Source organism: Mycolicibacterium arcueilense (assembly GCF_058536225.1).
Window position 1 is genome coordinate 1,070,819 of the sequence record NZ_JBZTYL010000007.1, and the last position, 20,950, is coordinate 1,091,768.

Annotated in this window: 18 protein-coding genes; 6 read left to right on the forward strand and 12 right to left on the reverse strand. The window is 65.7% G+C overall.

Annotation, left to right across the window (positions count from 1 at the left end; genetic code table 11):
- Nucleotide 1 precedes the first annotated feature (1 nt).
- Nucleotides 2–1,177: an acyl-CoA dehydrogenase family protein gene (locus AC4LGL_RS09390; RefSeq protein ID WP_491838470.1), complete on the forward strand. Its 1,176-nt coding sequence runs from the start codon at nt 2–4 to the stop codon at nt 1,175–1,177.
- Here the strand turns inward: AC4LGL_RS09390 and AC4LGL_RS09395 are convergent.
- A complete protein-coding gene (locus AC4LGL_RS09395; RefSeq protein ID WP_491838471.1) occupies nt 1,174–3,507 on the reverse strand; it encodes an MMPL family transporter in 2,334 nt (777 codons plus the stop codon). The genes AC4LGL_RS09390 and AC4LGL_RS09395 overlap by 4 nt on opposite strands.
- 102 nt (nt 3,508–3,609) lie before the next feature.
- On the opposite strand from AC4LGL_RS09395, the gene AC4LGL_RS09400 reads away from it, so the two are divergent.
- The gene (locus AC4LGL_RS09400; RefSeq protein ID WP_491838472.1) at nt 3,610–4,209 is read left to right on the forward strand and encodes a TetR/AcrR family transcriptional regulator; all 600 of its coding nucleotides are present in this window, start codon (nt 3,610–3,612) and stop codon (nt 4,207–4,209) included.
- Here AC4LGL_RS09400 and AC4LGL_RS09405 read toward each other — a convergent pair.
- From AC4LGL_RS09405 to AC4LGL_RS09420, 4 genes are all read right to left on the reverse strand, one after another.
- On the reverse strand, nt 4,206–4,577 hold the full coding sequence (locus AC4LGL_RS09405; RefSeq protein ID WP_133062558.1) for a hypothetical protein: 372 nt from the start codon (nt 4,575–4,577) through the stop codon (nt 4,206–4,208). The two genes, AC4LGL_RS09400 and AC4LGL_RS09405, sit on opposite strands and share 4 nt — an antisense overlap.
- A 200-nt stretch (nt 4,578–4,777) precedes the next feature.
- Nucleotides 4,778–6,010: an amidohydrolase family protein gene (locus tag AC4LGL_RS09410; protein WP_491838473.1), complete on the reverse strand. Its 1,233-nt coding sequence runs from the start codon at nt 6,008–6,010 to the stop codon at nt 4,778–4,780.
- Nucleotides 6,011–6,019: 9 nt separating this feature from the next.
- Complete coding sequence (locus tag AC4LGL_RS09415) at nt 6,020–7,168, reverse strand: thiolase family protein (RefSeq protein ID WP_491838474.1); 1,149 nt, start codon at nt 7,166–7,168, stop codon at nt 6,020–6,022.
- Between the two features lie 12 nt (nt 7,169–7,180).
- On the reverse strand, nt 7,181–7,618 hold the full coding sequence (locus tag AC4LGL_RS09420; protein WP_491838475.1) for a Zn-ribbon domain-containing OB-fold protein: 438 nt from the start codon (nt 7,616–7,618) through the stop codon (nt 7,181–7,183).
- A 28-nt stretch (nt 7,619–7,646) separates the two neighbouring features.
- Here AC4LGL_RS09420 and AC4LGL_RS09425 point away from each other — a divergent pair, with 28 nt between their 5' ends.
- On the forward strand, nt 7,647–9,869 hold the full coding sequence (locus AC4LGL_RS09425) for a molybdopterin-containing oxidoreductase family protein (protein WP_491838476.1): 2,223 nt from the start codon (nt 7,647–7,649) through the stop codon (nt 9,867–9,869).
- A gap of 183 nt (nt 9,870–10,052) precedes the next feature.
- On the forward strand, nt 10,053–11,513 hold the full coding sequence (locus AC4LGL_RS09430) for an aldehyde dehydrogenase family protein (RefSeq protein WP_491839314.1): 1,461 nt from the start codon (nt 10,053–10,055) through the stop codon (nt 11,511–11,513).
- 22 nt (nt 11,514–11,535) lie between these two features.
- Here the strand turns inward: AC4LGL_RS09430 and AC4LGL_RS09435 are convergent, their stop codons facing one another.
- The 3 genes from AC4LGL_RS09435 to AC4LGL_RS09445 form a co-directional block, all read right to left on the reverse strand.
- Nucleotides 11,536–12,240: a TetR family transcriptional regulator gene (locus tag AC4LGL_RS09435; protein ID WP_491838477.1), complete on the reverse strand. Its 705-nt coding sequence runs from the start codon at nt 12,238–12,240 to the stop codon at nt 11,536–11,538.
- A gap of 13 nt (nt 12,241–12,253) precedes the next feature.
- Nucleotides 12,254–13,474 (reverse strand): cytochrome P450, encoded by a 1,221-nt coding sequence (locus AC4LGL_RS09440; protein ID WP_491838478.1) that lies wholly within the window; start codon nt 13,472–13,474, stop codon nt 12,254–12,256.
- Between the two features lie 82 nt (nt 13,475–13,556).
- Nucleotides 13,557–14,342, reverse strand: a complete 786-nt coding sequence (locus AC4LGL_RS09445; protein ID WP_491838479.1) for an SDR family oxidoreductase — start codon at nt 14,340–14,342, stop codon at nt 13,557–13,559.
- A 158-nt stretch (nt 14,343–14,500) separates the two neighbouring features.
- On the opposite strand from AC4LGL_RS09445, the gene AC4LGL_RS09450 reads away from it, so the two are divergent.
- Nucleotides 14,501–15,988, forward strand: a complete 1,488-nt coding sequence (locus AC4LGL_RS09450) for an aldehyde dehydrogenase family protein (protein WP_491838480.1) — start codon at nt 14,501–14,503, stop codon at nt 15,986–15,988.
- Here the strand turns inward: AC4LGL_RS09450 and AC4LGL_RS09455 are convergent.
- Genes AC4LGL_RS09455 through AC4LGL_RS09465 form a run of 3 tightly spaced genes read right to left on the reverse strand, consistent with a single transcriptional unit; the run spans nt 15,972 to nt 19,269 of the window.
- Entirely contained in the window at nt 15,972–17,627 is a 1,656-nt protein-coding gene (locus tag AC4LGL_RS09455; protein WP_491838481.1) for a medium-chain acyl-CoA ligase Mig, read from the reverse strand. The two genes, AC4LGL_RS09450 and AC4LGL_RS09455, sit on opposite strands and share 17 nt — an antisense overlap.
- A 20-nt stretch (nt 17,628–17,647) precedes the next feature.
- A complete protein-coding gene (locus tag AC4LGL_RS09460) occupies nt 17,648–18,265 on the reverse strand; it encodes a cysteine hydrolase family protein (protein ID WP_491838482.1) in 618 nt (205 codons plus the stop codon).
- Nucleotides 18,262–19,269: a Rieske 2Fe-2S domain-containing protein gene (locus AC4LGL_RS09465; protein ID WP_491838483.1), complete on the reverse strand. Its 1,008-nt coding sequence runs from the start codon at nt 19,267–19,269 to the stop codon at nt 18,262–18,264. The genes AC4LGL_RS09460 and AC4LGL_RS09465 overlap by 4 nt, the downstream gene beginning before the upstream one ends.
- Before the next feature lie 240 nt (nt 19,270–19,509).
- On the opposite strand from AC4LGL_RS09465, the gene AC4LGL_RS09470 reads away from it, so the two are divergent.
- Complete coding sequence (locus AC4LGL_RS09470) at nt 19,510–19,944, forward strand: nuclear transport factor 2 family protein (RefSeq protein WP_135359777.1); 435 nt, start codon at nt 19,510–19,512, stop codon at nt 19,942–19,944.
- Between the two features lie 62 nt (nt 19,945–20,006).
- On the opposite strand, the gene AC4LGL_RS09475 is transcribed toward AC4LGL_RS09470, so the two are convergent.
- Nucleotides 20,007–20,948, reverse strand: a complete 942-nt coding sequence (locus AC4LGL_RS09475) for a TIGR03619 family F420-dependent LLM class oxidoreductase (RefSeq protein ID WP_491838484.1) — start codon at nt 20,946–20,948, stop codon at nt 20,007–20,009.
- Between the last annotated feature and the right edge of the window lie 2 nt (nt 20,949–20,950).

The window sequence follows — 20,950 nt, forward strand, 5'->3', positions numbered from 1 at the left end:
TATGGATTTCTCAACAGTCGAACTGTCCGCTGAGGACGAGGCATTCCGCACCGAGGTGCGCGAGTTCCTCGCGAGCATCGTGACCGAGGACGTCATCCGGCGGGACCGCGAGACCGGCGACAACTTCGACGAGGGCGTGCACCTGGCCCTTGGTGCGGCCGGCTATCTGGAGAAGGAGTGGAAGACCGAAGCAGACGGCGGCTTCTCCCGGGTGCGCCGGCGCATCTGGGAGTTGGAGAAGCGCCGAGCGGAGGTGCCATGGGTGACGTGGGGGACCACGTCGATGGTGGCCCGCTCCGTCGCGAAGTTCGCCTCACCGGAGATCCGCGACGACGTGCTGCGCGGAGTGTTCGACGGCAGCGTGCGGTTGTGCCTGGGCTACACCGAACCCGAAGGCGGCTCCGACGTCGCCACCTGCAAGACGCGCGCGGTACGCGACGGCGACCAATGGGTGATCAACGGATCGAAGATGTTCACCACGGGCGCGCACAACTGCAAGTACGTCTTCCTGATCACCAACACCGATCCGGACGCGCCGAAACACAAGAGCCTCACCATGTTCCTGGTGCCGCTGGACTCCGACGGTATCGAGATCCAGGGCATCCGCACGGTCGACGGTGACCGCACGAACATCGTCTACTACTCCGATGTGCGGGTCGACGACAAGTACCGGCTCGGTGACGTCAACGGCGGCTGGACGGTGGTGCGAGAGCCGCTCGACGCCGAGCACGGGGCGGTCGCGGCCGCCGACGACGGTCTGGCCGATGTCGCGATCATGATGCACCAGGCGGGGTTCATGGCCGAGGCGGCAGACAACGTCGCCGCTCTGGTCGGGCGATCCGGTGCCGTCGATGACGGATCGGTGGCATATCGGCTGGGGCGCAGCGTGGCTCGTCTGGAGGCGTCGCTGTCCTCACCAAGCATCTTCGGCCGGGTGGCGCTGGCGCAGACCATGCGGGACATCGCCCCGGATCTGATGGACATCGCCGGATCAGTCGCCGCACTGCCGATCGGGGCCGACGGGGGAGCCGATGACCGCAGTGAGTACGTGTACCGGTTCGCGCCCCTGGTCGGCATCTACGGCGGCACGCTCGAGGTGTTCCGCAACATGATCGCCCAGCACGTGCTCGGCCTGGGCAAGCCGAACTATTCGGCCCCCAAGGCGAAGGCTTCCTAGCGGTGGGCGAGGTCTGACTCGCCGCCCGAGTCAGCCTCGGCCAGCTGCTTGTTCAGCTGGTCACCCTCGATGTCCAGGTTGGGCAGGAAGCGCTCCAGCCGCTTGGGGAGCCACCAGGCCTTCTCGCCCAACATCGACATCACCGCAGGCACGATGGCCATCCGCACCACGAAGGCGTCGATCAGCACGCCGAACGCCAGCGCGAAACCGATCTGCTTGATCATGGGGTCGCCGTTGAACACGAACCCGGCGAACACCGCCATCATGATCACCGCGGCGGCCACCACGACCCGACTGGCCTGCGTGAAGCCGTGTGTCACTGCGTCGTCGCCGCGGTGCCCGTGCACATGGGCCTCCTTCATCGACGACACCAGGAACACCTGGTAGTCCATCGCAAGCCCGTAGAGCACACCGATGACGATGATCGGGAGCAGGCTCAGGATCGGCCCCGTCGCGCTCAAGCCGAACAGCTGCTGGAACCAACCCCATTGGAACAATGCGGTGGTGGCCCCGAACGTGGCCAGCACGCTGAGCAGGAATCCGACGGTGGCCTTGACGGGTATCGCGATCGAGCGGAACACGACCAGCAGCACCAGCAGTGACAGGCCGACGACCACGCCGATGTAGAGCGGTACGGCTTCGGCGAGGCGATCGGTGGTGTCGACACCCATCGCGGTGATACCGGTGACGCCCAGGTCGACGTTGTGCAGTTCGGTCAGCGGGCCGGCGTGCGCGCGGATGTCGCGGACCAGTTGGGCAGTTGCATCATCGGTGGGCCCGGTGCCGGGCACCACTGAGAACAGCGCGAATTCCTCATTGTCGCTGACCTTTTGCAGGCTGACCGATTCGACGCCGCTGAGTCGGCGCAGGTCGTTGTTGGTGTCCACGAGGTCGGCGATGGTGAGCTTGCCATTGCCCGCCGCGGGTTCGGCCACTACGACCAGCGGCCCGTTGTAGCCCTCGCCGTAGTGGGTGGAGACCAGGTCGTAGCTCTCGCGCTGAGGGGTGCCCTGGTTGTAGCTGGAACCGGCGGGCAGACCCATCGTCATGTTCAGGGCCGGCAGTGCGAGCAGCGCGGCGATCACCACACCACCGACGGCGATGGGCACCCGGTGCCGCAGGACCGCACCGACCCAGGCGGTCGCGAAACGGTGATTGGTGCCCTTCTCGCCGGACTGCGTGCGCCTGGTCTTGTCCGAGCAGATACGCTCGCCGACCAGGCCGAGCAGGGCGGGCAGCAGCGTGAGCGCTGCGATCACAGCCACGACCACAGTGGCCGCGGCGGCCAACGCCATCGGGGTGAGCAGCGAGATGCCGACCACGGTCAGCGCCACCAGCGCGATCACCACCGTCGTTCCCGCGAAAATGACTGCGCTACCGGCAGTTCCGAGCGCCCGGCCGGCTGCCTCACCGGCACTGAGGCCTTGATCGATGATCAGCCGTCGCTGTCGGTTGACGATGAACATCGCGTAGTCGATGCCGACGGCAAGTCCGAGCATCAATGCCAGCACGGCCGTCATCGACTGCATGTTGACCAGGTGTGAGAACAGGAAGGTTCCGCCGACACCCACGGCGACCGAGCTCAGCGCGGTGGCCAGTGGCAGGCCTGCGGCCACCAGTGAGCCGAGGGTGACAACCAGGACGAGGGCGGCGACGGCCAGGCCGATGACCTCACCGGCACCGACGATTTCGGGCATTTCGACCATGCTTGCCGAGGGCAGCACGTCGATCCCTGTGCCCGAGACCGCGTCGCGCGCAGCGGTCACCGTGTGTTCGACGGTGCCCGACGGCAGTTCCGCGGTCTGCTTGTCGAATTGGAACTGGTACAGGGCCGCGACGCCGTCAGCGGATACCAGCACGCCAGGCACGGGTTGGCCGTTGAGCATCATCGGGTGCGGGGCGTCAGGTCCGGAAACCGCCGGCACCTCGGACCGTGCGATGGCCGCCGTCGCGGTCAGTGTCGGGCTGGCCGGCCCCTTGGCCAACTCGGCCTGGGCCAGTGCGCGGGGGTCGAGCACGTGCTCGGACCGCGAAATGGAATCGACAGCGCGCAGCACCGCGGCGCTGTTGTCGCTGTCGTCGATGCGCTGGCCCGTCGGGACGGCAAAGGCGATGAGCCCTTGACCGCCCGAGGATTCGGGCATGCGCTGCGCCAGGTCGTCGATGACCTCCTGCGCAGGTGTGCCGTTGATGCGCATCTCGTTCGAGATCTTCGGTGGATTGGTCACGAGCAGTCCCGCCACCACGGCGATCAGGGCAAGCCAGCCGCCGATCACGAGCCATGGACGACCGAACGCAAAGCGTCCCAGCCGGTACAGAAAGGTGGACATATAAGTGAGAGTAGGCTCTCAATATGGGAGTCAGCTATCGTTTGTTGCGAAGCCCATCCTCGGTGCACGAACATGACCTGCGCCACGTCCCCCGGATCGGATATGCCTGCTCGTACCAGCCGCCGTCGCACCGACGCCTATGCCAATGAGAGCCGCATCGTCGCGGCTGCCCGCGAGGTCTTCGCCGCGCGCGGTGCGGCGGCGACGTTGACGCAGATCGCCGCACACGCGGGCGTGGGCAATGCGACGCTGTACCGCCACTTCCCGAACCGGCAGGCGCTGGCGGCAGCCGTGTACGAGGACGCGTTCGCCACCGAGGTCGAGCCGGTGATCCTGGCGCTCATCGACAGCGACGCCCCACGCGAGGCCTTCATCGACGTGATCGAACGGCTCGCCGAACTGATGTATCTCCAGCGTCCGCTGCTGCCCTCGCTGGACCACCTCACCGAGCTGACTGCCAGATTGTTCAACCGAAAGCGTGATCTGCTGGAGGCGTTGGTGACGCAGGGGCAGGCCTCCGGCGATCTGCGCGCCGACCTCACGGTCGACGACGTCCCGACCTTCGTCGCCATGGTGACTGCCGCCTCGGTGGCGCTCGACCAGCCGCCGCAACTACGCAGGCGGTACCTGAGTTTGATGCTCGACGCCCTCAATCCGGCAGACGCCCAGCCACTTCCGCCGTTATCCGACGGCAGCGTCTAACCGGTCGGCGCCAGGCTCGGTTGGACCGGAACCAGTACGGGTGGTGGGGCCGGCGGCGCCACCTGAAGATCCCCGCGGGGCACGAGGCCCGGTGGTATCCGCCCTGCACCGCTGGCCTCGGCCGGCGGGGCCTCGCATTTCTGCTGGCCTTCGTTCCAGACCCCGCCACTGTGTCGACAGCAACCCTTCGTATCGTCGATCTTCTCCTGAAGAGATTCATTGAGACCGTCGTTGAGGATGTCAGTGCAGGAGTCGAAATCCTCGATGTCCCAGACCCCGGGTTCGGCCTGCGAAATTCCGGTCGGCGACACGATGACGAACATCGCGGTGGCTGCGAATATCGCTGCAGGGGAGGCTATTCGCCTCACCAAAGTCCTTGTCGGGTTTGATGTGTTCATAGTTGTGCTCGGCATCGCCACACCCCCATCGGCCGGGCGTCCGCGACCGAATGCGCCTCGGGCGCCTGTGAATCACCTGTATTGAATACAAAGAGTGTGCGCTCGGGCCTTGGCGAGAACAACCTCTGTGTCCGGTGATGCTTTCCGGGGCAAGTTTCCGGCAAACGTGCTCAGGCCGTGGCCAACACCGGAGGCTTGGCCGCACCCGGATCGGGGTTGGCGATCGGCAGGCCCATGAACCGCCGGGCATTGTCACCCATGAAGTCATACGTGCGCCGAATGTCCATGCCCTCAGCGTACTTCCAGAAACCCTTGGGTTCGGCCAGGCCTTCGGGATGGGGATAGTCCGAGCCGAACAGCACCTTGTCCCATCCGACCGTTTCCACCACGTCGGACACACAGCCCTCCCAGAACGGGCTGACCCAGATGTTGCGCCGGAACACGTCGTGCGGATGTTCGGGGAAGTTCTGCGGCATCTTCTTGTAGAGGTCGGCGAAATCGTGGAACAGCGGGAAGATCCAGCTGCTGCCGTTCTCGACGCTGGCGATCCTCAGCTTGGGGAACCGGGTCAGGGTGCCGTGGCAGATCAGCGCCGTCAGCATGTCGGCGATCTCCCGGTGGCCCAGCACCATCCAGCGGAATGCGCTTTGCGCCATGAAGTTCTGGGTGTAGGGCGGCTCCCACTTGTTGACGTAATCGTCGAGCGGGGGATAGCTGGCATGAAGGACGATGGGCAGACCGGCGGCCTCGACGTCACGCCAGAACGGGTCGAACTCCGGCAGGGCGGGGGAGCGCCAGCCGTGTAGACCGTTGACCGGCCCCGGCTTGATCAACGCGACCTTGCCGTCGTGTTCGAGGATCCACTCCAGTTCCCGTTGCGCCGCATCGACTTCGGACAGATTGATGATGGGTGTGGAGAACACCCGGTCGGCGTGGTTGAAACTCCAGTGTTCGAAGATCCACTCGTTGAGAGCGTGGACGATCGCCAGCGTCAGCTGTGGGTCATCGGCACTGGAGTGCTCGACCAGGCTGCCCAGGGTGGGATAGTTCAGCGCCTCGACCACTCCCTGGCGATCCAGTTCCTTGACCCGGTCTTCCGGGTTTCGGGTGGCCTCGGGTGCGTCGATGGCACTGCCCTGCATCTCGCGCAGTGTCAGGCCCTCGGTGTTCTCACCGGCGAAAAACTTCTCGTGCGCGCCCGGCGCGGCGACGCGCTCGAACGTCGGGTTGGGGATGAAGTCGGTGACCCGGTTGTTGATCACGACCCGGGTCTGCCTGCCGAACTGGGCGTACTGCACGGCGCGGCTGTACTTCTCGGGCAGGAACTTCGTCAGTGCGTCCCCGGTCTCGTACATGTGCTGGTCGGCATCGAAAATCGGTGCATCCCTGAATTGTTCAGTCATGGTGTTTCCTCAGAGCGTCAGGACGGTGGCGCCGGCGGTGCCGGGGGCGCCGTAGAGCTGAGCGAAGCCGACGCGCGGGCTGCCGGGCACCTGCCGGTCACCGGCCTCGCCGCGTAGCTGACGCACGAGCTCGTGGATCTGGCGGAGGCCGGAGGCGCCGATGGGCTCGCCGTTGGCGATCAGTCCGCCGTCGGTGTTGACCGGCAGTGAGCCGCCGATCTCGGTGGCGCCGTCGGCCAGCAGCTTCTCCTGGTCGCCGTCGGCACAGAACCCACATTCGGCCATGTGGATGATCTCCGCACCGGCGTCGGTGTCCTGCAGCTGCACGACGTCGACGTCTTCGGGTGCCACCCCGGCCTTTTCGAACGCGGCGCGGGCGGCGTACACCGTCGGCGCCACGTCCTCCTCGACCGGTGCACAGGTGGTGTTGACCTCGTAGGCCCCGTACTTGCGGGTGCGAACCTCGACGGCCTTGAGGTACACCGGCTTGTCGGTGTACTTGTGCGCGATGTCGGCGCGGCACATCACGACTGCGGCCGCACCTTCGTCGGGGGCACAGAACATGTACTGCGTCAGCGGGTAGTTCAGCATCGTCGAGTTGAGAATGTCGTCCTCGCTGATCGGCTTGCGCCGGAAGGCGTTCGGGTTCAGCGCACCGTTGCGGAAATTCTTGTTGGCCACCTTGGCCAGCGTGCGCTGCGAGATGTTGTGCTCGTGCAGATAGCGGTTGGCCTTCATGCCGAAGAACTGGGTGGTGAGGTACTGGCCGTTCTCGGCATACCAGCTGGGCATCCCGACCAGTGACGGGTCTTCGGTGAACGCGCCGCGGGGATGCTTGTCCAGACCGACGGCGATGCCGATGTCGTAGTCTCCGAGCCGAATGCCGTCGGCGCAGGCCTTGGTGGCGCTGGCCGCGGTGGCACACGCGTTGAACACGTTCGTGAACGGGATGCCGGTCAGTCCGACCATCCCGACGATCGCATCTGGGTTGGCCACCGTCCAGCTGCCGCCGGTGGCTGCGCCGATGTCCTTCCAGTCGACCCCGGCGTCGGCGACGGCGGCGAACATGGCGTCCACTCCCATCGCCATCGCGGACTTGCCTTCGAAGCGGCCGAACGGGTGCAGGCCGACGCCGATGATGGCTACATCGTTGGTCATGTGCGTGCCCTTCTAGACGGGTTGGAAGGCGAAGGTGACAACTTCGACGGGATTGTCGGGGTCGTCTTCGTCTGTTGTAAGCGGGATCATGGTGAGTTCGACGTCCATGCCGAATTGCAGTTTGGCGGGGTCGTTTTCGGTGAGGCGGCCTTCGACGCGCAGGACGGGTCCGGTGTCGTCGGTGAGTTCGACGAGGCCGACGCCGAAGGGGACGAAATTCTTGCCGGTGGGTCCCTTGTAGGGGGCGCCGGGTGGGAAGCCCTGGGTCGTCCAGGCGATGACGGTGCCGCGCCGCGGCAGGTTCACCTGTTCGGTGTTGGCGCCGGAGCACTTGGGGCAGCGGGCCTGGGCGGGGAAGGTGGTGGCGCTGCAGTCGGTGCAACGGCTGCCGATCAGCTGGGGTTCGGCGTCAGGCCAGGTCGAGATATCCGGCGCGAGGGCCTTCTGCATGAGTCCGATTCCTCCGTGTTCGGCCAAAATGTCTAGCAACTGTAACTCTTACAGTAACGTAGACCAAGTGACCGCGAGCAAGACCGAGAACAAGCCCACGTTCTGCCGGATCTGCGAGCCGCTGTGCGGCATGATCGCCACCGTCGAAGACGGCCGACTGACTGCCCTGCGGCCCGACAAGGACCATCCGCTGTCGGCGGGATTCGCCTGTCAGAAAGGCATCGCGTTCACCGAGGTCGTCAACGACCCGGACCGGGTGACCACGCCGCTGAAGCGCACCGCGGACGGATTCGAACCGGTGAGCTGGGATGCGGCGCTCGACGACATCGCCGCCAGGCTCACCGAGATCCACCGCAGGCACGGTTCCGGAGCGCTGGCCTGGTACATGGGCAACCCCGCGGCCTTCAGCTACTCACACCTGTTCGCCGCGATGACGTTCGCCAAGGGCATCGGCGGCGACAGCCACTTCTTCAGCTCCTCGACCCAGGACACCAGCAGTCGCCTGCTGGCCAACCAGTTCCTCTACGGAGCACCGTTCCCGGTGCCGATACCGGACCTCGTGCGGACCGATCTGCTGATCATGCTCGGCGCGAATCCAGTGGTGTCCCACGGGAGTTTCCTGACCGCACCGCGGATCAAGGACCGCATGCACGACATCGTCAAGCGGGGCGGGCGGGTGGTCGTGGTCGATCCCCGGCGCAGTGAGACCGCTGCCCAGTTCGAATGGCTCGGGATCACCCCGGATGCTGATGCGTACCTGCTCCTGTCGATCCTGCAGGTGCTCTTCGACGAGGGGTTGGCCAGCGCGAGGGCCCGGACCCAGGCCGAAGGATTGGATTGGCTGCGTGAGCAATGCGCGGTGTTCACCCCTGAACGCACCCAAGGCCATACCGGTATCGAGCCCGACACGGTGCGTAGGTTGGCACGCGATCTCGCGGCCACGGAACGGGCTGCCGTGTACGGCAGGCTGGGCACGTGCGTCGGACGCAACGGCACGCTGACCACGTATCTGCTGGACGCGGTCAATCTCGTCGCGGGAAATCTCGACGTGCCTGGCGGCAGCGTGTTCAGCACCCTGGGCATCCCCGGACAGAAGTGGGGTTCGATGGCGATGGGCGTCTCGTTGCGCCGCAGCTACCGCACCAAGCGCACCCGGATCGGCGGATTGCCGTTGGTCATCGGTGCCGAACCTGCCGCGTTCATGGCCAAGGAGATCACGACGCCCGGCCGACGACAGGTCAGGGCGATGTTCATCGGTGCGGGAAACCCGGTGCTGTCGGTCCCCAACGGCGCGGAGTTGGAAGACGCGTTGGAGGCGACAGACCTTTCCGTCGGGCTGGATATCTACGTCAACGAGACCACCGCGCACTGTGATTACGTGCTGCCGGTAACGACGATGTACGAGCGCGACGACTTCGCCGTCACATTTCAGATGTTCCAGGCCACCCCGTTCCGCCAGGCCACCGACGCGGTCGTGGCGCCGCGCGGTCAGGCCCGTACCGAATGGGACATCATCGTCGACCTGATCAGCCGGATGAAGGTTCGCACACCGGTTTTCGTTGCGCTTCGGCTGGCAGCCAGGCGAGCCGCACGACGGGGCAGGCGACTCAGTCCGCGGTCGATGATCGACATGATGATCCGGATGGCCGATGGTGGTGACCGTTTCGGGCTGCGCCGCGGCGGGCTGACATTCCGCCGTCTGACCGAACAGCATCCGCACGGCGTGGTGGTGGCACCGAACATCCGGACCGGGGTGCTCGGTGAGGTTGTGGTGTATCCGAAGGGCCGGATACGGCTCGAGCACGAGGACATCGCATCGGAAATCACCGCGATGTCGCGACGTGCGGCACCCGACGGCTACCCGCTGCGCGTGATCGGGATGCGTGAACCGCGTTCGGAGAACTCCTGGTTGCACAATTCACCGTTGCTGATGCGCGGCAAGAGGATCCATCGAGTCCTCATGCATACCGAGGATGCTGCCGCGCGTCGCCTGGCCGACGGTGACGAGGTACGGGTGCGTTCACCGTACGGCCAGATCGACATCGCGTTGGCGCTCACCGACGACATCGTGCGCGGCACCGTGGCGATACCGCATGGATGGGGCCACAAGGGAAGTGGTCGCTGGCGGATCGCCAATCAGGCCGGCGGTGCCAACGTCAACCAGCTGATGTCGAGCGATCCCGCCGATGTCGAGGCGCTGGCCGGCATGTCCTGGCTGACGGGTGTGCCGGTGCAGGTGGAGCCCTGCTGACTCTACTTCCGCCGAAACCGCATTCCAGCAGGCCGCTACTCGCACTTTCTCTGCCGGAATGCGGTTTCGCGGGCTGAGAGTATTACTGTAAGTGTTACAGTTGTCCGCGTGAGTGAAGTCGTGGAGCAGTCCGTCACCAGCGTGGAGATCGGCCGGAGCGCTGCCGGCCGGGCCGAAAAACGGATGCTGATCGACGGTCAGCTGGTGGCCGCGGCGTCCGGCGCCGAATTCGACAACCTCAGCCCGGCCACGGGTCTGGTGCTGGGGACGACGGCGGCCGGCGGTGCTCAGGACATGGACGCGGCTATCGGCGCCGCCCGGCGTGCATTCGACGAATCCGACTGGAGCATCAACCGGGGCTTGCGGAAGCGCGTGCTGGTCCAATTGCAGGAGGCCATTGAGGCCGAAAAAGACCACCTGCGTGAGGAATTGATCGCCGAGGTGGGTTGCCCGGCGATGACCACGCAGAATGCCCAGCTCGACTGGCCGCTGGCCGATGCACTGCGCTACCCGGCCCGGCTGATCGACGAGTTCGAATGGGAGCGCACGCTCGACGGCGGTGGGCTGTTCGGTGAGCGTAACGCCCGCACCGTGGTCAAAGAGGCAGTCGGTGTGGTCGCCGCGATCACCCCGTCGAACTTCCCGATCGAGGTGATCCTCAACAAGCTCGGGCCCGCGCTGGCCGCAGGCAACACTGTCGTGCTCAAACCCGATCCGAACACGCCGTGGAATGCCACCCGGCTGGGCCGGCTGATCGCCGAGCGCACCGACATGCCGCCCGGTGTCCTCAACGTGGTGCCGACACCGTCCAACGAGGTGGCCGGACTGTTGGGCACCGATCCTCGTGTCGACATGGTGTCGTTCACCGGGTCGACGGCTGTCGGCAGGCATCTGATGCGGGTCGGCGCCGACACCATGAAGCGCACCTTCCTCGAACTCGGTGGCAAGTCGGCGATGATCGTGCTCGACGACGCCAAGCCCGGCCACATCATCCCCGGCGCCATCGGGGCGTGCGTGCATGCCGGGCAGGCCTGTGCGGCCAACACCCGGATGCTGGTGCACCGCAGCCTGTTCGACGAGGCGGTCGCGAACGTGACGATGGCATTCGGTGCGGTCCCGGTGGGCGACCCGGCGCTGCCGACGACGTTGGTCGGTCCGCTGATCACCGCCGCGGCCAAGCAACGCGTGCTTGACGCGATCGAGGGCGCCCGCCATGACGGCGCCGAGATCGTGGTGGGTGGAGGCGAACCCGCCGGGCTGGCAGATCACCTGCGCGACGGGCACTTCGTCGCACCCACCGTGATCGTCGGGGCCGACCCGGGCTCGGCGATCGCCCAGGACGAGGTGTTCGGACCGGTACTGGTGATGCTGCCGTTCGACGATGACGACGAGGCGGTACGGATCGCCAACGACAGTGCGTTCGGACTGGCCGGCGCGGTCATGTCGGGGTCACCCGAGCGCGGGATGGCGATCGCCCGGCGGATCCGTACCGGGGCCATCGGCGTGAACGGTGGCATGTACTACGGCGCCGACGCCCCATTCGGCGGGTACAAGAACAGTGGTGTCGGAAGACAGTGCGGCATCGAGGGGTTCGCGCAGTACACCGAGACAAAGACCATTGGCTGGCGGCTGCCCCGGCAGTAACTTCCCGCTCGCCGATGGACCGTCAGCCCTGGGCGGCGGTGACGCTCAGGGTCTCGGCGCGATCGAGGATGCTGTCGAGAATATGGTCGAAGTTCCCATCGTCGGCCATGCCGATCCGGTAGCCCCGTCCGGGGATCGAGGCGATCAGCGGCATCGACTCGGCGTCGATCACCTGTTCCCAGTACTCGCGGGGGAACTGGACCTCGTCGGTGCGGTTCTGTAGCCGTTGCAGCACAGCCGAACTGCGCACCAGCACCGATATGGCGGTGTAGGTGTCGAAGGCCTGTCTGGCGGTGAGCCCGGCTGCCACCAGGGCGGCCACCGGTTGTTCGATCTTCTCCAGTGCGGTGCGCGCCGCGGGAATGCCGCGGGTGCCTCGGATCAGGATCAGGTCGCACACAATCGGATTGGCCGTGAACATCTCGCGCATGCGGTGGGCGTGCGTGCGCAGGGATTCCCGCCAGGTGCGGCCCTCGATGGACAACACACTCATGTCGTATTCGATCAGGACGCGTTCGGTCATCGCATCGAGCAGCTCATCCTTGCGGCGGAAGTACCAGTAGATGCTCGTGACACCCACATCGAGATGGCGGGCCAGCTGCGGCATGCTGAGGTTGTCGATCGATACCTCGCCGGCGATCTCGAATGCCCCGCGGACGATTTCGTCGACACTGATCGACCCGCGTTCGCGGCGCCGGCGACCGCTGGTGCCCGCGGGCCTGACCATGGCAGCAACCCCTCTAGCGGATCGGCTCGAACGTGACAGGAATGGCAGTGGGGGAGCGGAACGGCTGACCGAAGATGTGCGGATCGTCGTCGGTGACCAGCTCGAGCTTGTGCACCCGCGACAGCAGGCTCTCCATGGCCACCCGGGTTTCCATCCGGGCCAGGTGCAGCCCCATGCAGGTGTGCTCGCCGGCGGCAAAGGTGATGTGCGGCACCCGCTTCCGGAAGATGTCGAACTCCTCGGGCCGCTCCCAGCGGTTCTCGTCGCGGTTGGCCGACCCGATGCAGACGTCGATCACCGCGCCGGCGGGCAGTGTCACACCCTCGAGTTCGGTGTCCTGGGTGGTCGACCGTTGCACTGTGGTGAGCGGGGTTTCATAGCGCAGCCCCTCCTCGATGGCCTGGCCGATCAACTCGTGGTCGGCCTGCACCGCCGCGAACTGTTCAGGGTGGGTGAGCAGCAGGTAGATCAGATTGCCCGAGGACCGGTAGGTGGTCTCCAGCCCGGCCGGCAGGAGCAACCGCAGGAACGAGTAGATCGCCTCGTCGGTCAGCTTCTCGCCGTCGATCTCCGCGGTGACCAGGTCGCCGATGATGTCGTCGGTGGGCTCGGACCGGCGCAGCTCGATCTGGTTCAGGAAATAGTCTTTCAGGGCCGCGGAGGCTTCGAACGCGCGCTTGTACTTCACGGTGTAGCTGATCAGCTCGACGGCGCGCTGCCGGAACCAGGGCAGGTCGTCCTCGGGCAGTCCGAGCAATTTGGAGATCACCCGGGTGGGGAATTCGAAGGTGAAGTCGCGCACCAGATCAGCGCTGCCGGATTCGATGAACTCGTCGACCAGCGCCTCGCAGATCGGGCGGACGATCTCTGGTTCCCAACGCTGCAGCGAGCGTGACTTGAACGCCGCCGAGACCAGGTTGCGATGCTCGCGGTGGGTCTTGCCCTCCATGGCCAGGATGGTGGGGCCGATGAACAGCCCGATGGTGTTGTCGTAGATCTTCGAGTTGAAGGACTTGCTGTCCCGGAACACGGTGTTGACGGCGTCGAACGACACCGCGGCGAATTGATGTTCCGGCAGAAGGGATTCCGGCGTCTTGGACCAGTCCATCACCGAACCGCGGAACACGCCGTGCTTGGCCCGGTGCCGCGCGAAGATCGGGTACGGATCGCGCAGCAGGGTGGCCGTGTCGACGACCGATTCCTCGCCCGCGACGTCCTGCACTTGACTATCCACAGCTCACTCCACCTGTCGGCGTCGACCGATCACTCTGATGCATATTACTGTAAATCTTACAGTAACTGAATCTGTGTGGCGTTCAGAGTGTGATCGGAGCCCCGTTGCTCATCGCGGCGATGAAGCCGGCGTCGACCTGGATGTCCTGACCATTGATCCAACGTGCCTCGGAGGAGGCGAGGAAGGCGATCAGTGGAACCACGTCGTCCACGGTGGCGTGCCGGCCCACGGTGGCCCGCACCAGGTCCAGGACGTCCTTGCCCATGGTCTGCTCGAAGTCGGACAGGATCGGTGTCTCGACCGGGCCCGGGCTGACCGTGTTGACTCGGACCCCGTACTTGCTCCAGGCCGGGCCGGCCACTCGCTTGACGAACAGGATCGCGGCCTGCTTGGAGGTGGTGTAGACGGGAAAATCCGGATCCTGCCCGGTCTGCCATTGCGCCACCGAGTCGCCGTCGGTGAGCTCGAGAAGTCCGTCGAGGATGTCGATGCGCTGCTGCCAGCCCAGTGCCGCGGTTGACGCAACAGTGACGATCGAGCCGCCGGGGCGCAACAGCGGCAGCATCCCTTCGGTCATCAGTCGCATGCCGAGATAGTTGACCTTCAGAACGTCGGCGGCCGGCGCGGTACCCGGCACGCCCGCGACATGCGCGAGCAGGTCCCAGCCGTCACCGATCTCGCCCAGTAGTCGGGTGATGTCGGCGGCGTCGCGGAGGTCGCAGGTGGCGTGTTCGGAAGCCGGGGTGTCACCTGCGCGCAGATCCACCGCGAGCACGTGGTCGCCGCGCTCGAAGAAGTGCGCCGCGGTTGCCGCTCCGATCCCGGATCCGGCTCCGACGACGACGACTCTGCGTGCGGTTTCTGACATGCCCCAACCCTTCACCGAATGAACGACAGTAAGCATGACTGTAAACAATTCGGGCTGGTTGGACAATCGTCTTCGGCCTGTCGGTGGAGTGCTACCGTTAGCCTTCCCGGAAGCATCTCCGGGAGATGTCATGCGTGCCTGGCGAGGAGACGGATTCGATGAGCGCGATCGAGGAGCGTGCGGCAGTGCAGTCGCAGCGCGACGACCTGGACGAGTTGCTGGCGGCCCAGCGCCGGTCATTCATCGCCGACGGTCCGCCCGATGTCGCGTTGCGCCGCAACCGCATCGACCGGTTGCTCGCGATGGTCCTGGACAACTCCGAGGATTTCGTCGCTGCCACTGCTGCCGACTACGGGTCGAGGTCACGGTCGGCGGCGTTTCTCTCCGAGATCCTCGGCATGCTCTCGGTCATCGAACACACCAGGGCCCACGTGCCACAGTGGATGCGCGCGACGAAGCTGCTTCGGGCGACGCGCTTCGCGGGCCTGCGCGCCGAGGTGCTGCCCAGCCCACTCGGTGTGGTCGGGGTGATCGGACCGTGGAATTTCCCGATCCAGCTGACAGTGTTGCCGGCGGCTGCGGCATTCGCCGCGGGCAATCGGGTGATGATCAAGATGTCCGAGGTCACTCCGCGCACCGCCGAACTGATGGCGACCACCGCGCCGAAGTACTTCGACACGACTGAACTGCAGGTGGTCACCGGCGGGCCGGAAGTGGCCGCGGCGTTCGCCGGCCTGCCGTTCGACCACCTGTTCTTCACCGGTTCGCCTTCGATCGGGAAACTGGTCGCCCGGGCCGCCTCGGACAACCTGGTTCCCGTCACGCTTGAGCTGGGCGGCAAGAACCCGGTGGTCGTGGCCCCCGGCGCAGATCTGGAACGGGCCGCAAGCCGAATCGCCCAGGCGCGCATGGTCAATGGTGGTCAGGTGTGCGTGTGCCCGGACTACGTCTTCGTGCCCGATGCGCAGGTGGACCGGTTCGTCGAGGTGGCACGGAAAACGTTGACCAATCTGTTCCCCAGCATCGTCGGCAATCCCGACTACTGCTCGTCGGTGAACCAGGCCAACTTCGACCGGGTTGTCGGGTTGATCGCCGACGCCCGCGCCCAGGGAGCCCGGATCGACTCCGTCGTGCCCGTCGGCGAGGTGCTGCCTGATCCGGGCTCGCGCAAGATCGCCCCGACCATCGTGCGTGACGTCGACGACCGGATGCGGATCGCGAGCGAAGAGGTGTTCGGGCCGGTACTGGTGGTGCGCGGATACTCCGCACTCGACGAGGCCGTCGACCACATCAACACCAACCCATCACCGTTGGTGGCCTACTGGTTCGGTCCGGACGATGCCGACTTCCGGCATTTCGTGAGCCGTACCCGCAGCGGCGGGGTGGCCCGCAACGACTTTGCCGCGCACATGATCCCGTCCGACGCGCCGTTCGGCGGAGTCGGACGCAGCGGGACGGGCGCCTATCACGGTAAGGCCGGCTTCGATACCTTCAGCCACTACCGCTCGGTGGTGGGCAACGATCTACCGTTCAGTGTCACGGGTCAGGCGGCCAAGCCGTTCACCACCTCGATGCGCGTCAGCACCGATCTCATGCTGCGGCGGGCCCGTAGCCGAACCGCCGCTCGGCTCAGGAAGTTTCGCTGACCGCCTGCTCGCGCGCCCAGCGGTAGTCGGCCTTGCCGGCGGGGCTGCGTTCGATGACCGGGCGGAACACCACGGCTTTGGGCAGCTTGTAGCGGGCGATCGAGGATTCGGCGTGCCGGATCAACTCGTCGGCTGCTACGGGTCCGTCCGCCAATGCCTCCTCGGCCAAACAGACGATGGCGACCACTTCCTGTCCCCAACGTTCACTGGGACGCCCGGTGACAACCACGTCGCGCACCGCCGGGTGCGAGGCGATCGCGGATTCGACCTCCTCGGCGAAGATCTTCTCGCCCCCGGAGTTGATGGTCACCGAATCGCGGCCGAGCAACTCGATCGCGCCGCTGTCCAGATGGCGGGCCCGATCGCCCGGCGTCGCATAACGCACGCCCTCGATCACCGGGAAGGTCGCCGCTGTCTTGGCGGCGTCGCCCTTGTATCCGAGCGGCACGAACCCGCGCTGCGCCAGCCAGCCCAGCCCGTCGTGTCCGGCGGGCAGGACAGCGGTGAAATCCTCGGTCACCACACAGGTATCGGGTCCGGCGTTGAAGGTGCCGGTCGACACCGCGCCAGGGGCCGACATGTGGCTCATCTGGGCACCCGTCTCCGACGAGCCGACACCGTCGACGACGATGAGATTGGCCTTGGCGTCGATGAGTTGCTGCTTGACGTAAGGGGTCAGCTGCGCACCACCGTTGGCCACGACAGACAGGGATGACACGTCCGCAGCCCCTGACTTGATCGCGTCCAGCAGGGGGCGGGCCATCGCGTCACCCACCACCGTCGCCACCAGCACCTGCTCGCGTTCGATGGTGCGCACCACGTCGTCGGCGTCGAAACGATCCACCACGCCGGGAAAGACCAGCGTCTGGCCCGTGGTGATCGCGGTCATCGCGGCCCACTGGGCTGCACCGTGGATCAGCGGCGGCAGGATCATCAGCTTGGTACCCGGATTGTCGACTGCACGCCCGACGATCTCCTCGACGGACTGTGCTCTCTCGCCGGTCACCATGTTGCGTCCGCCGAATGCGGTCATGAAAATGTCGTGCTGACGCCACAACACGCCCTTGGGCATTCCGGTTGTACCGCCGGTGTAGAGCACGTAGAGGTCGTCCGGGCAAGGCTCGACGGGTGCCTCTGTCGCAGCATCCTCGGCGACGATCGAGTCGTAATCCACTGCGCCGTCGAGCAGCTCGTTGCCGGAGCCGTCGGCAATCTGGATCAGCACCCGCAGTGCCGGCAGGTCCGGCAGGACCTCGGCCACCCGCGGTGCGAACGCCGAGTGGTACACCAGCGCGGATGCACCGGAGTCGGCCAGCAGGTACTGCAGTTCGTTCTTGACGTAGCGGTAGTTGACATTGAACGGGGCGACCCGGGCGCGGAAGGAGCCGAGCAGGGATTCGACGAACTCGGGTCCGTTGTAGGCGTAGATCCCGAGCAGATCCTGGCCCACCTCGTGACCGGCCAGTGCGCCACGTTCGGTCTGTGCGCCCAAACCGCGCGAATGCAGGAACGCCGCCAGGCGATTCGAGCGGTCCACGATCTGGCGGTAGGTGAACCGCCGCTCGCCCTGGACGATCAGCGGACGATCTCCGATGGCGGTGGCGACGGCCTCCGCGACGGCCGGAACGGTGAACTGCACGGGCTTCTCCTCTTGGGCGGTCAGCGCTGCCAGGCGTGCAGCAGGTCTTCGGTTGTGGTGACGGTAGCGAGTAGGGACAACGTGTTGTCGATGACCGCGTCGGCGTAGGCCGTCGGAATGCCGGCCACCGCATCGCGCGGCAGCACGACCCGGTACCCGGCGTTGACCGCGTCCATCACCAGGTTGATGATCGCGACGTTCACCGAGACGCCGACGGCCACGATGGTCCTCACGCCGAGGTTGCGAAGAACGGCATCCAGGTCGGTACCGCCCATCGGTCCCAGGCCGTGCCAGCGGGACAGGACGAGATCGTCTGGCTCCGGGCCGAACTCGGGCAATAGGGTGGCCCCGGGGGTGCCGGGCAGGATACCGACGCCGGTGCGGCCGATGGCGAAGATCTTGGCGTTGTGGTTGGAACCCAGCCCGTCCGGGCGTCGTTGCACCAGACAGTGCACCACCCTGGCCGAGACGTCCCGCGCCGCAGGCAGCAGCCTGGCGATGTTGGGTAGCGCTTCCCGGCGCGCCTCGTCGGCGAGGGCGGCCAACCCCGCGTCGGGACCGACCACCGCACCCTGGCATTCCTGGGTGATGATCGCGGTGTGGCCGGGTGCGACGAGTTCTTTCAGATCGAGTTTCATGCCGGTGAGCCGACCGGAGGCACCTCGTAGAACTGCGTGGCCCACTTACGCATGGCCATATAGGGTTTCGCGTCGATCTTGGCCAGCGGCGGATGCTCGACGTACTTCTGGTAGCGCCAGATGTCGCAGTCCTCCCACACTGTCTTGAGGAACTGCTTCTCGACCTGCTTGCGCACCTGCTCGGGTGGGATGTCGGACGTCTCACCGGGGAGCTTGGGCCACCAGATCGAATAGAACATGTCCGACACCTCGTCATCGACCGGGGTGCAGGCGAAGATCAACCGGTGGTTCGACGAACCCTCGAAGGCGCTCATGGCGAAGCCGAGCCCGGAGAAGTGACTGTGAATCCGCAGCGCCATCTTGTCAGGGTCGTCGCTGCGGGCGTCGGGCCAGCCGGTCAGGAACCGCCATTCCTCGTCGACGTGCTCCCAGTGCAGGCACACCGGCGTCACCGTCGCGCCGTGAACATAGCGGAAATGTGAACTGTCGGGCCCATTCTCAGCCACGATCTGTGGATGGACCGGGATGGCGTCGGCCCGGCTGGAGAACTCCGGGTAGGGCCGGTAGTACGTATTCGGATCGGTTTCGAACTGCGGGAACTTGTGGAAGATGTCGGGCAGTTCCCACTGCGGTTCCTTGCCTTCGGGCTGGTACCACATGAAGATGCAGCCGTACTGCTCCTTGACGGGATAGGAGCGCAACCGCAGGCCACGGTTGGGCTTGTCCGGTTGGTAGGGGATGTAAGTGTTGTTGCCCTTGGGACCCCACCGCCAGCCGTGGAACGGACACTCGACGCAGTCGCCGACGACCTTGCCGCCGTGGCCGATGTGGGCACCCAGATGCTTGCAGTGGGCTTCCAGCACATGCAGTTCGCCGGACTCGTCGCGGTAGGCGGCGAGGTCTTCACCGAAGTACTTCAACGCCTTCACATCGCCGACCTCGTACTCGGCCGACCAACCGATCATGAACCAGCCGGTGACCTTCCAGGTAAACGGCACTTTCATGGCCAGCTGCCTCCTGTTTTCACTGTTCTCGCAGGACGTACGGAAGACATTACAGTAGCGGTTACTGCACGGGAAGCGGGCGGTGCGGAATCGGTGCGACGTCGTGCATCGACGCTGTTGTCGACGTCAGGGTTGCGAAACGTGCTCACCGGCAGCCGTGGCGTCGAAACCGGCGCAAGCGGGCGGAGCCAACCGAGCCGCTTACCGTATAGTCCGCGGCAATCAACAGGAGGTGACCCGTTGTCCGACGACATCGAGGCGATCAAGCAGCTCAAGGCCCGCTACTGCAGGTTCCTGGACACCAAGGACATCGATGCCTGGCGAGGATTGTTCGTCGACGATGTCGTCGTGACGCTCGACATGGCCGTCTCGACCGGGGGAGCCGATCCGCAGACGGCGCCTCCGCTGAAGAGCTTCGACGAGTTCTTTCCGGTGGTATGGGGTGGTGTCGAACATGCGGCGACGGTGCACCATTGCCACACCCCGGAGATCATGCTGACCTCCGACACCACCGCGACAGGTATCTGGGCCATGGAAGACATGCTGTTCTTCCCTGACGGCAGCGAGCTGCACGGGGCTGGTCACTATCACGAGACCTACGAAAAGCGTGACGGCACATGGCAGATCACCAGTCTGCACCTGACTCGAACCTTGTTGAAGTTCAAGACCGCGTAGGCGATGAGTCGGCCGCGTGAGTAACGCTGTGGCGAAAAATCTGGCCGAGCACCGCCGTGGCGTTACAAACGCGAGTCTGAGACACCCCCGTCGGCAACAAGATTCATCGCCTCGCCGAATGTCTTGATGTAGTCGAGCGCGGCGTCCGGGCTACTGCCGTCCACGTGCACCACGGCCCAGGTGGCGCCGTGGCCGGCGAGTTCGGCGAGAACCTCGCGTGCGTGCCGCAGCGAGGCTTCGTCCTCCAGATTGGTATGTGGGCAGACGACCTGGATGTCGACGGACGCCGGGTCACGGTCGGTATCGGCGAGTCGGTCGCGCAGGCGCTGTACGGCGGTGCCGAACTGGTCGGCGTTTTCGATGGCAGTGGTGCGCATGGTCGACGCCATGCCTGCCGTGGCGATGATGGGCATCCATCCGTTGCCGTGCCCGACCACGCGCCGGATCGCGGCGGCTCCATTTCCGCCGATCCAGATCGGGGGATGGGGCCGCTGAGCCGTGCGCTGCAGCGCGACGGGTCCGACCGCGCCGAAATCCTGCCCGGAAAACGGTTTTTCGGGATCCGCCCAGATGGAATGCAGGGCCGCCAACGCTTCATCGAGCAGCCCGGCACGTCGGTCGATGTCCACGCCCACTGCCGAGAACTCGGATCGCAGGTAGCCCGCCCCGACGCCGGCGATGAGTCGGCCACCGGAGATCAGGTCCAGGCTGCCCAGTGCCTTGGCTGACAGGTACGGGTTCCGGAAGGGCAGCACGTACAGGTTGGTCATCAACCGGATCTGCGAGGTGGCTGCCGCCATGAAGCTCAGCGCGGCGATCGGGTCGAGCGTGTTGTGGCCGCCGTTGTTCCGCCACTTGACCGAGGGGGCCGGATGCTCGCTCAACGCGATCGCCGAGAAACCCGCCGCTTCAGCCTGGGTAGCTACCGTACGGATGACCTCGGGTTGCAGGAAATCGTCAGGTGCGGTGGGCAGCTCGCTGGGGTATTCCAGGGTGTACTTCATCG

Bases quoted from the DNA above. Each gene is read 5' to 3' on its own strand.
- AC4LGL_RS09390 (WP_491838470.1), top strand. From the start codon at position 2: ATGGATTTCTCAACAGTCGAACTGTCCGCTGAGGACGAGGCATTCCGC.
- AC4LGL_RS09395 (WP_491838471.1), bottom strand. From the start codon at position 3,507: ATGTCCACCTTTCTGTACCGGCTGGGACGCTTTGCGTTCGGTCGTCCA.
- AC4LGL_RS09400 (WP_491838472.1), top strand. From the start codon at position 3,610: ATGCCTGCTCGTACCAGCCGCCGTCGCACCGACGCCTATGCCAATGAG.
- AC4LGL_RS09410 (WP_491838473.1), bottom strand. From the start codon at position 6,010: ATGACTGAACAATTCAGGGATGCACCGATTTTCGATGCCGACCAGCAC.
- AC4LGL_RS09415 (WP_491838474.1), bottom strand. From the start codon at position 7,168: ATGACCAACGATGTAGCCATCATCGGCGTCGGCCTGCACCCGTTCGGC.
- AC4LGL_RS09420 (WP_491838475.1), bottom strand. From the start codon at position 7,618: ATGCAGAAGGCCCTCGCGCCGGATATCTCGACCTGGCCTGACGCCGAA.
- AC4LGL_RS09425 (WP_491838476.1), top strand. From the start codon at position 7,647: ATGTCTAGCAACTGTAACTCTTACAGTAACGTAGACCAAGTGACCGCG.
- AC4LGL_RS09430 (WP_491839314.1), top strand. From the start codon at position 10,053: ATGCTGATCGACGGTCAGCTGGTGGCCGCGGCGTCCGGCGCCGAATTC.
- AC4LGL_RS09435 (WP_491838477.1), bottom strand. From the start codon at position 12,240: ATGGTCAGGCCCGCGGGCACCAGCGGTCGCCGGCGCCGCGAACGCGGG.
- AC4LGL_RS09445 (WP_491838479.1), bottom strand. From the start codon at position 14,342: ATGTCAGAAACCGCACGCAGAGTCGTCGTCGTCGGAGCCGGATCCGGG.
- AC4LGL_RS09450 (WP_491838480.1), top strand. From the start codon at position 14,501: ATGAGCGCGATCGAGGAGCGTGCGGCAGTGCAGTCGCAGCGCGACGAC.
- AC4LGL_RS09460 (WP_491838482.1), bottom strand. From the start codon at position 18,265: ATGAAACTCGATCTGAAAGAACTCGTCGCACCCGGCCACACCGCGATC.
- AC4LGL_RS09465 (WP_491838483.1), bottom strand. From the start codon at position 19,269: ATGAAAGTGCCGTTTACCTGGAAGGTCACCGGCTGGTTCATGATCGGT.
- AC4LGL_RS09475 (WP_491838484.1), bottom strand. From the start codon at position 20,948: ATGAAGTACACCCTGGAATACCCCAGCGAGCTGCCCACCGCACCTGAC.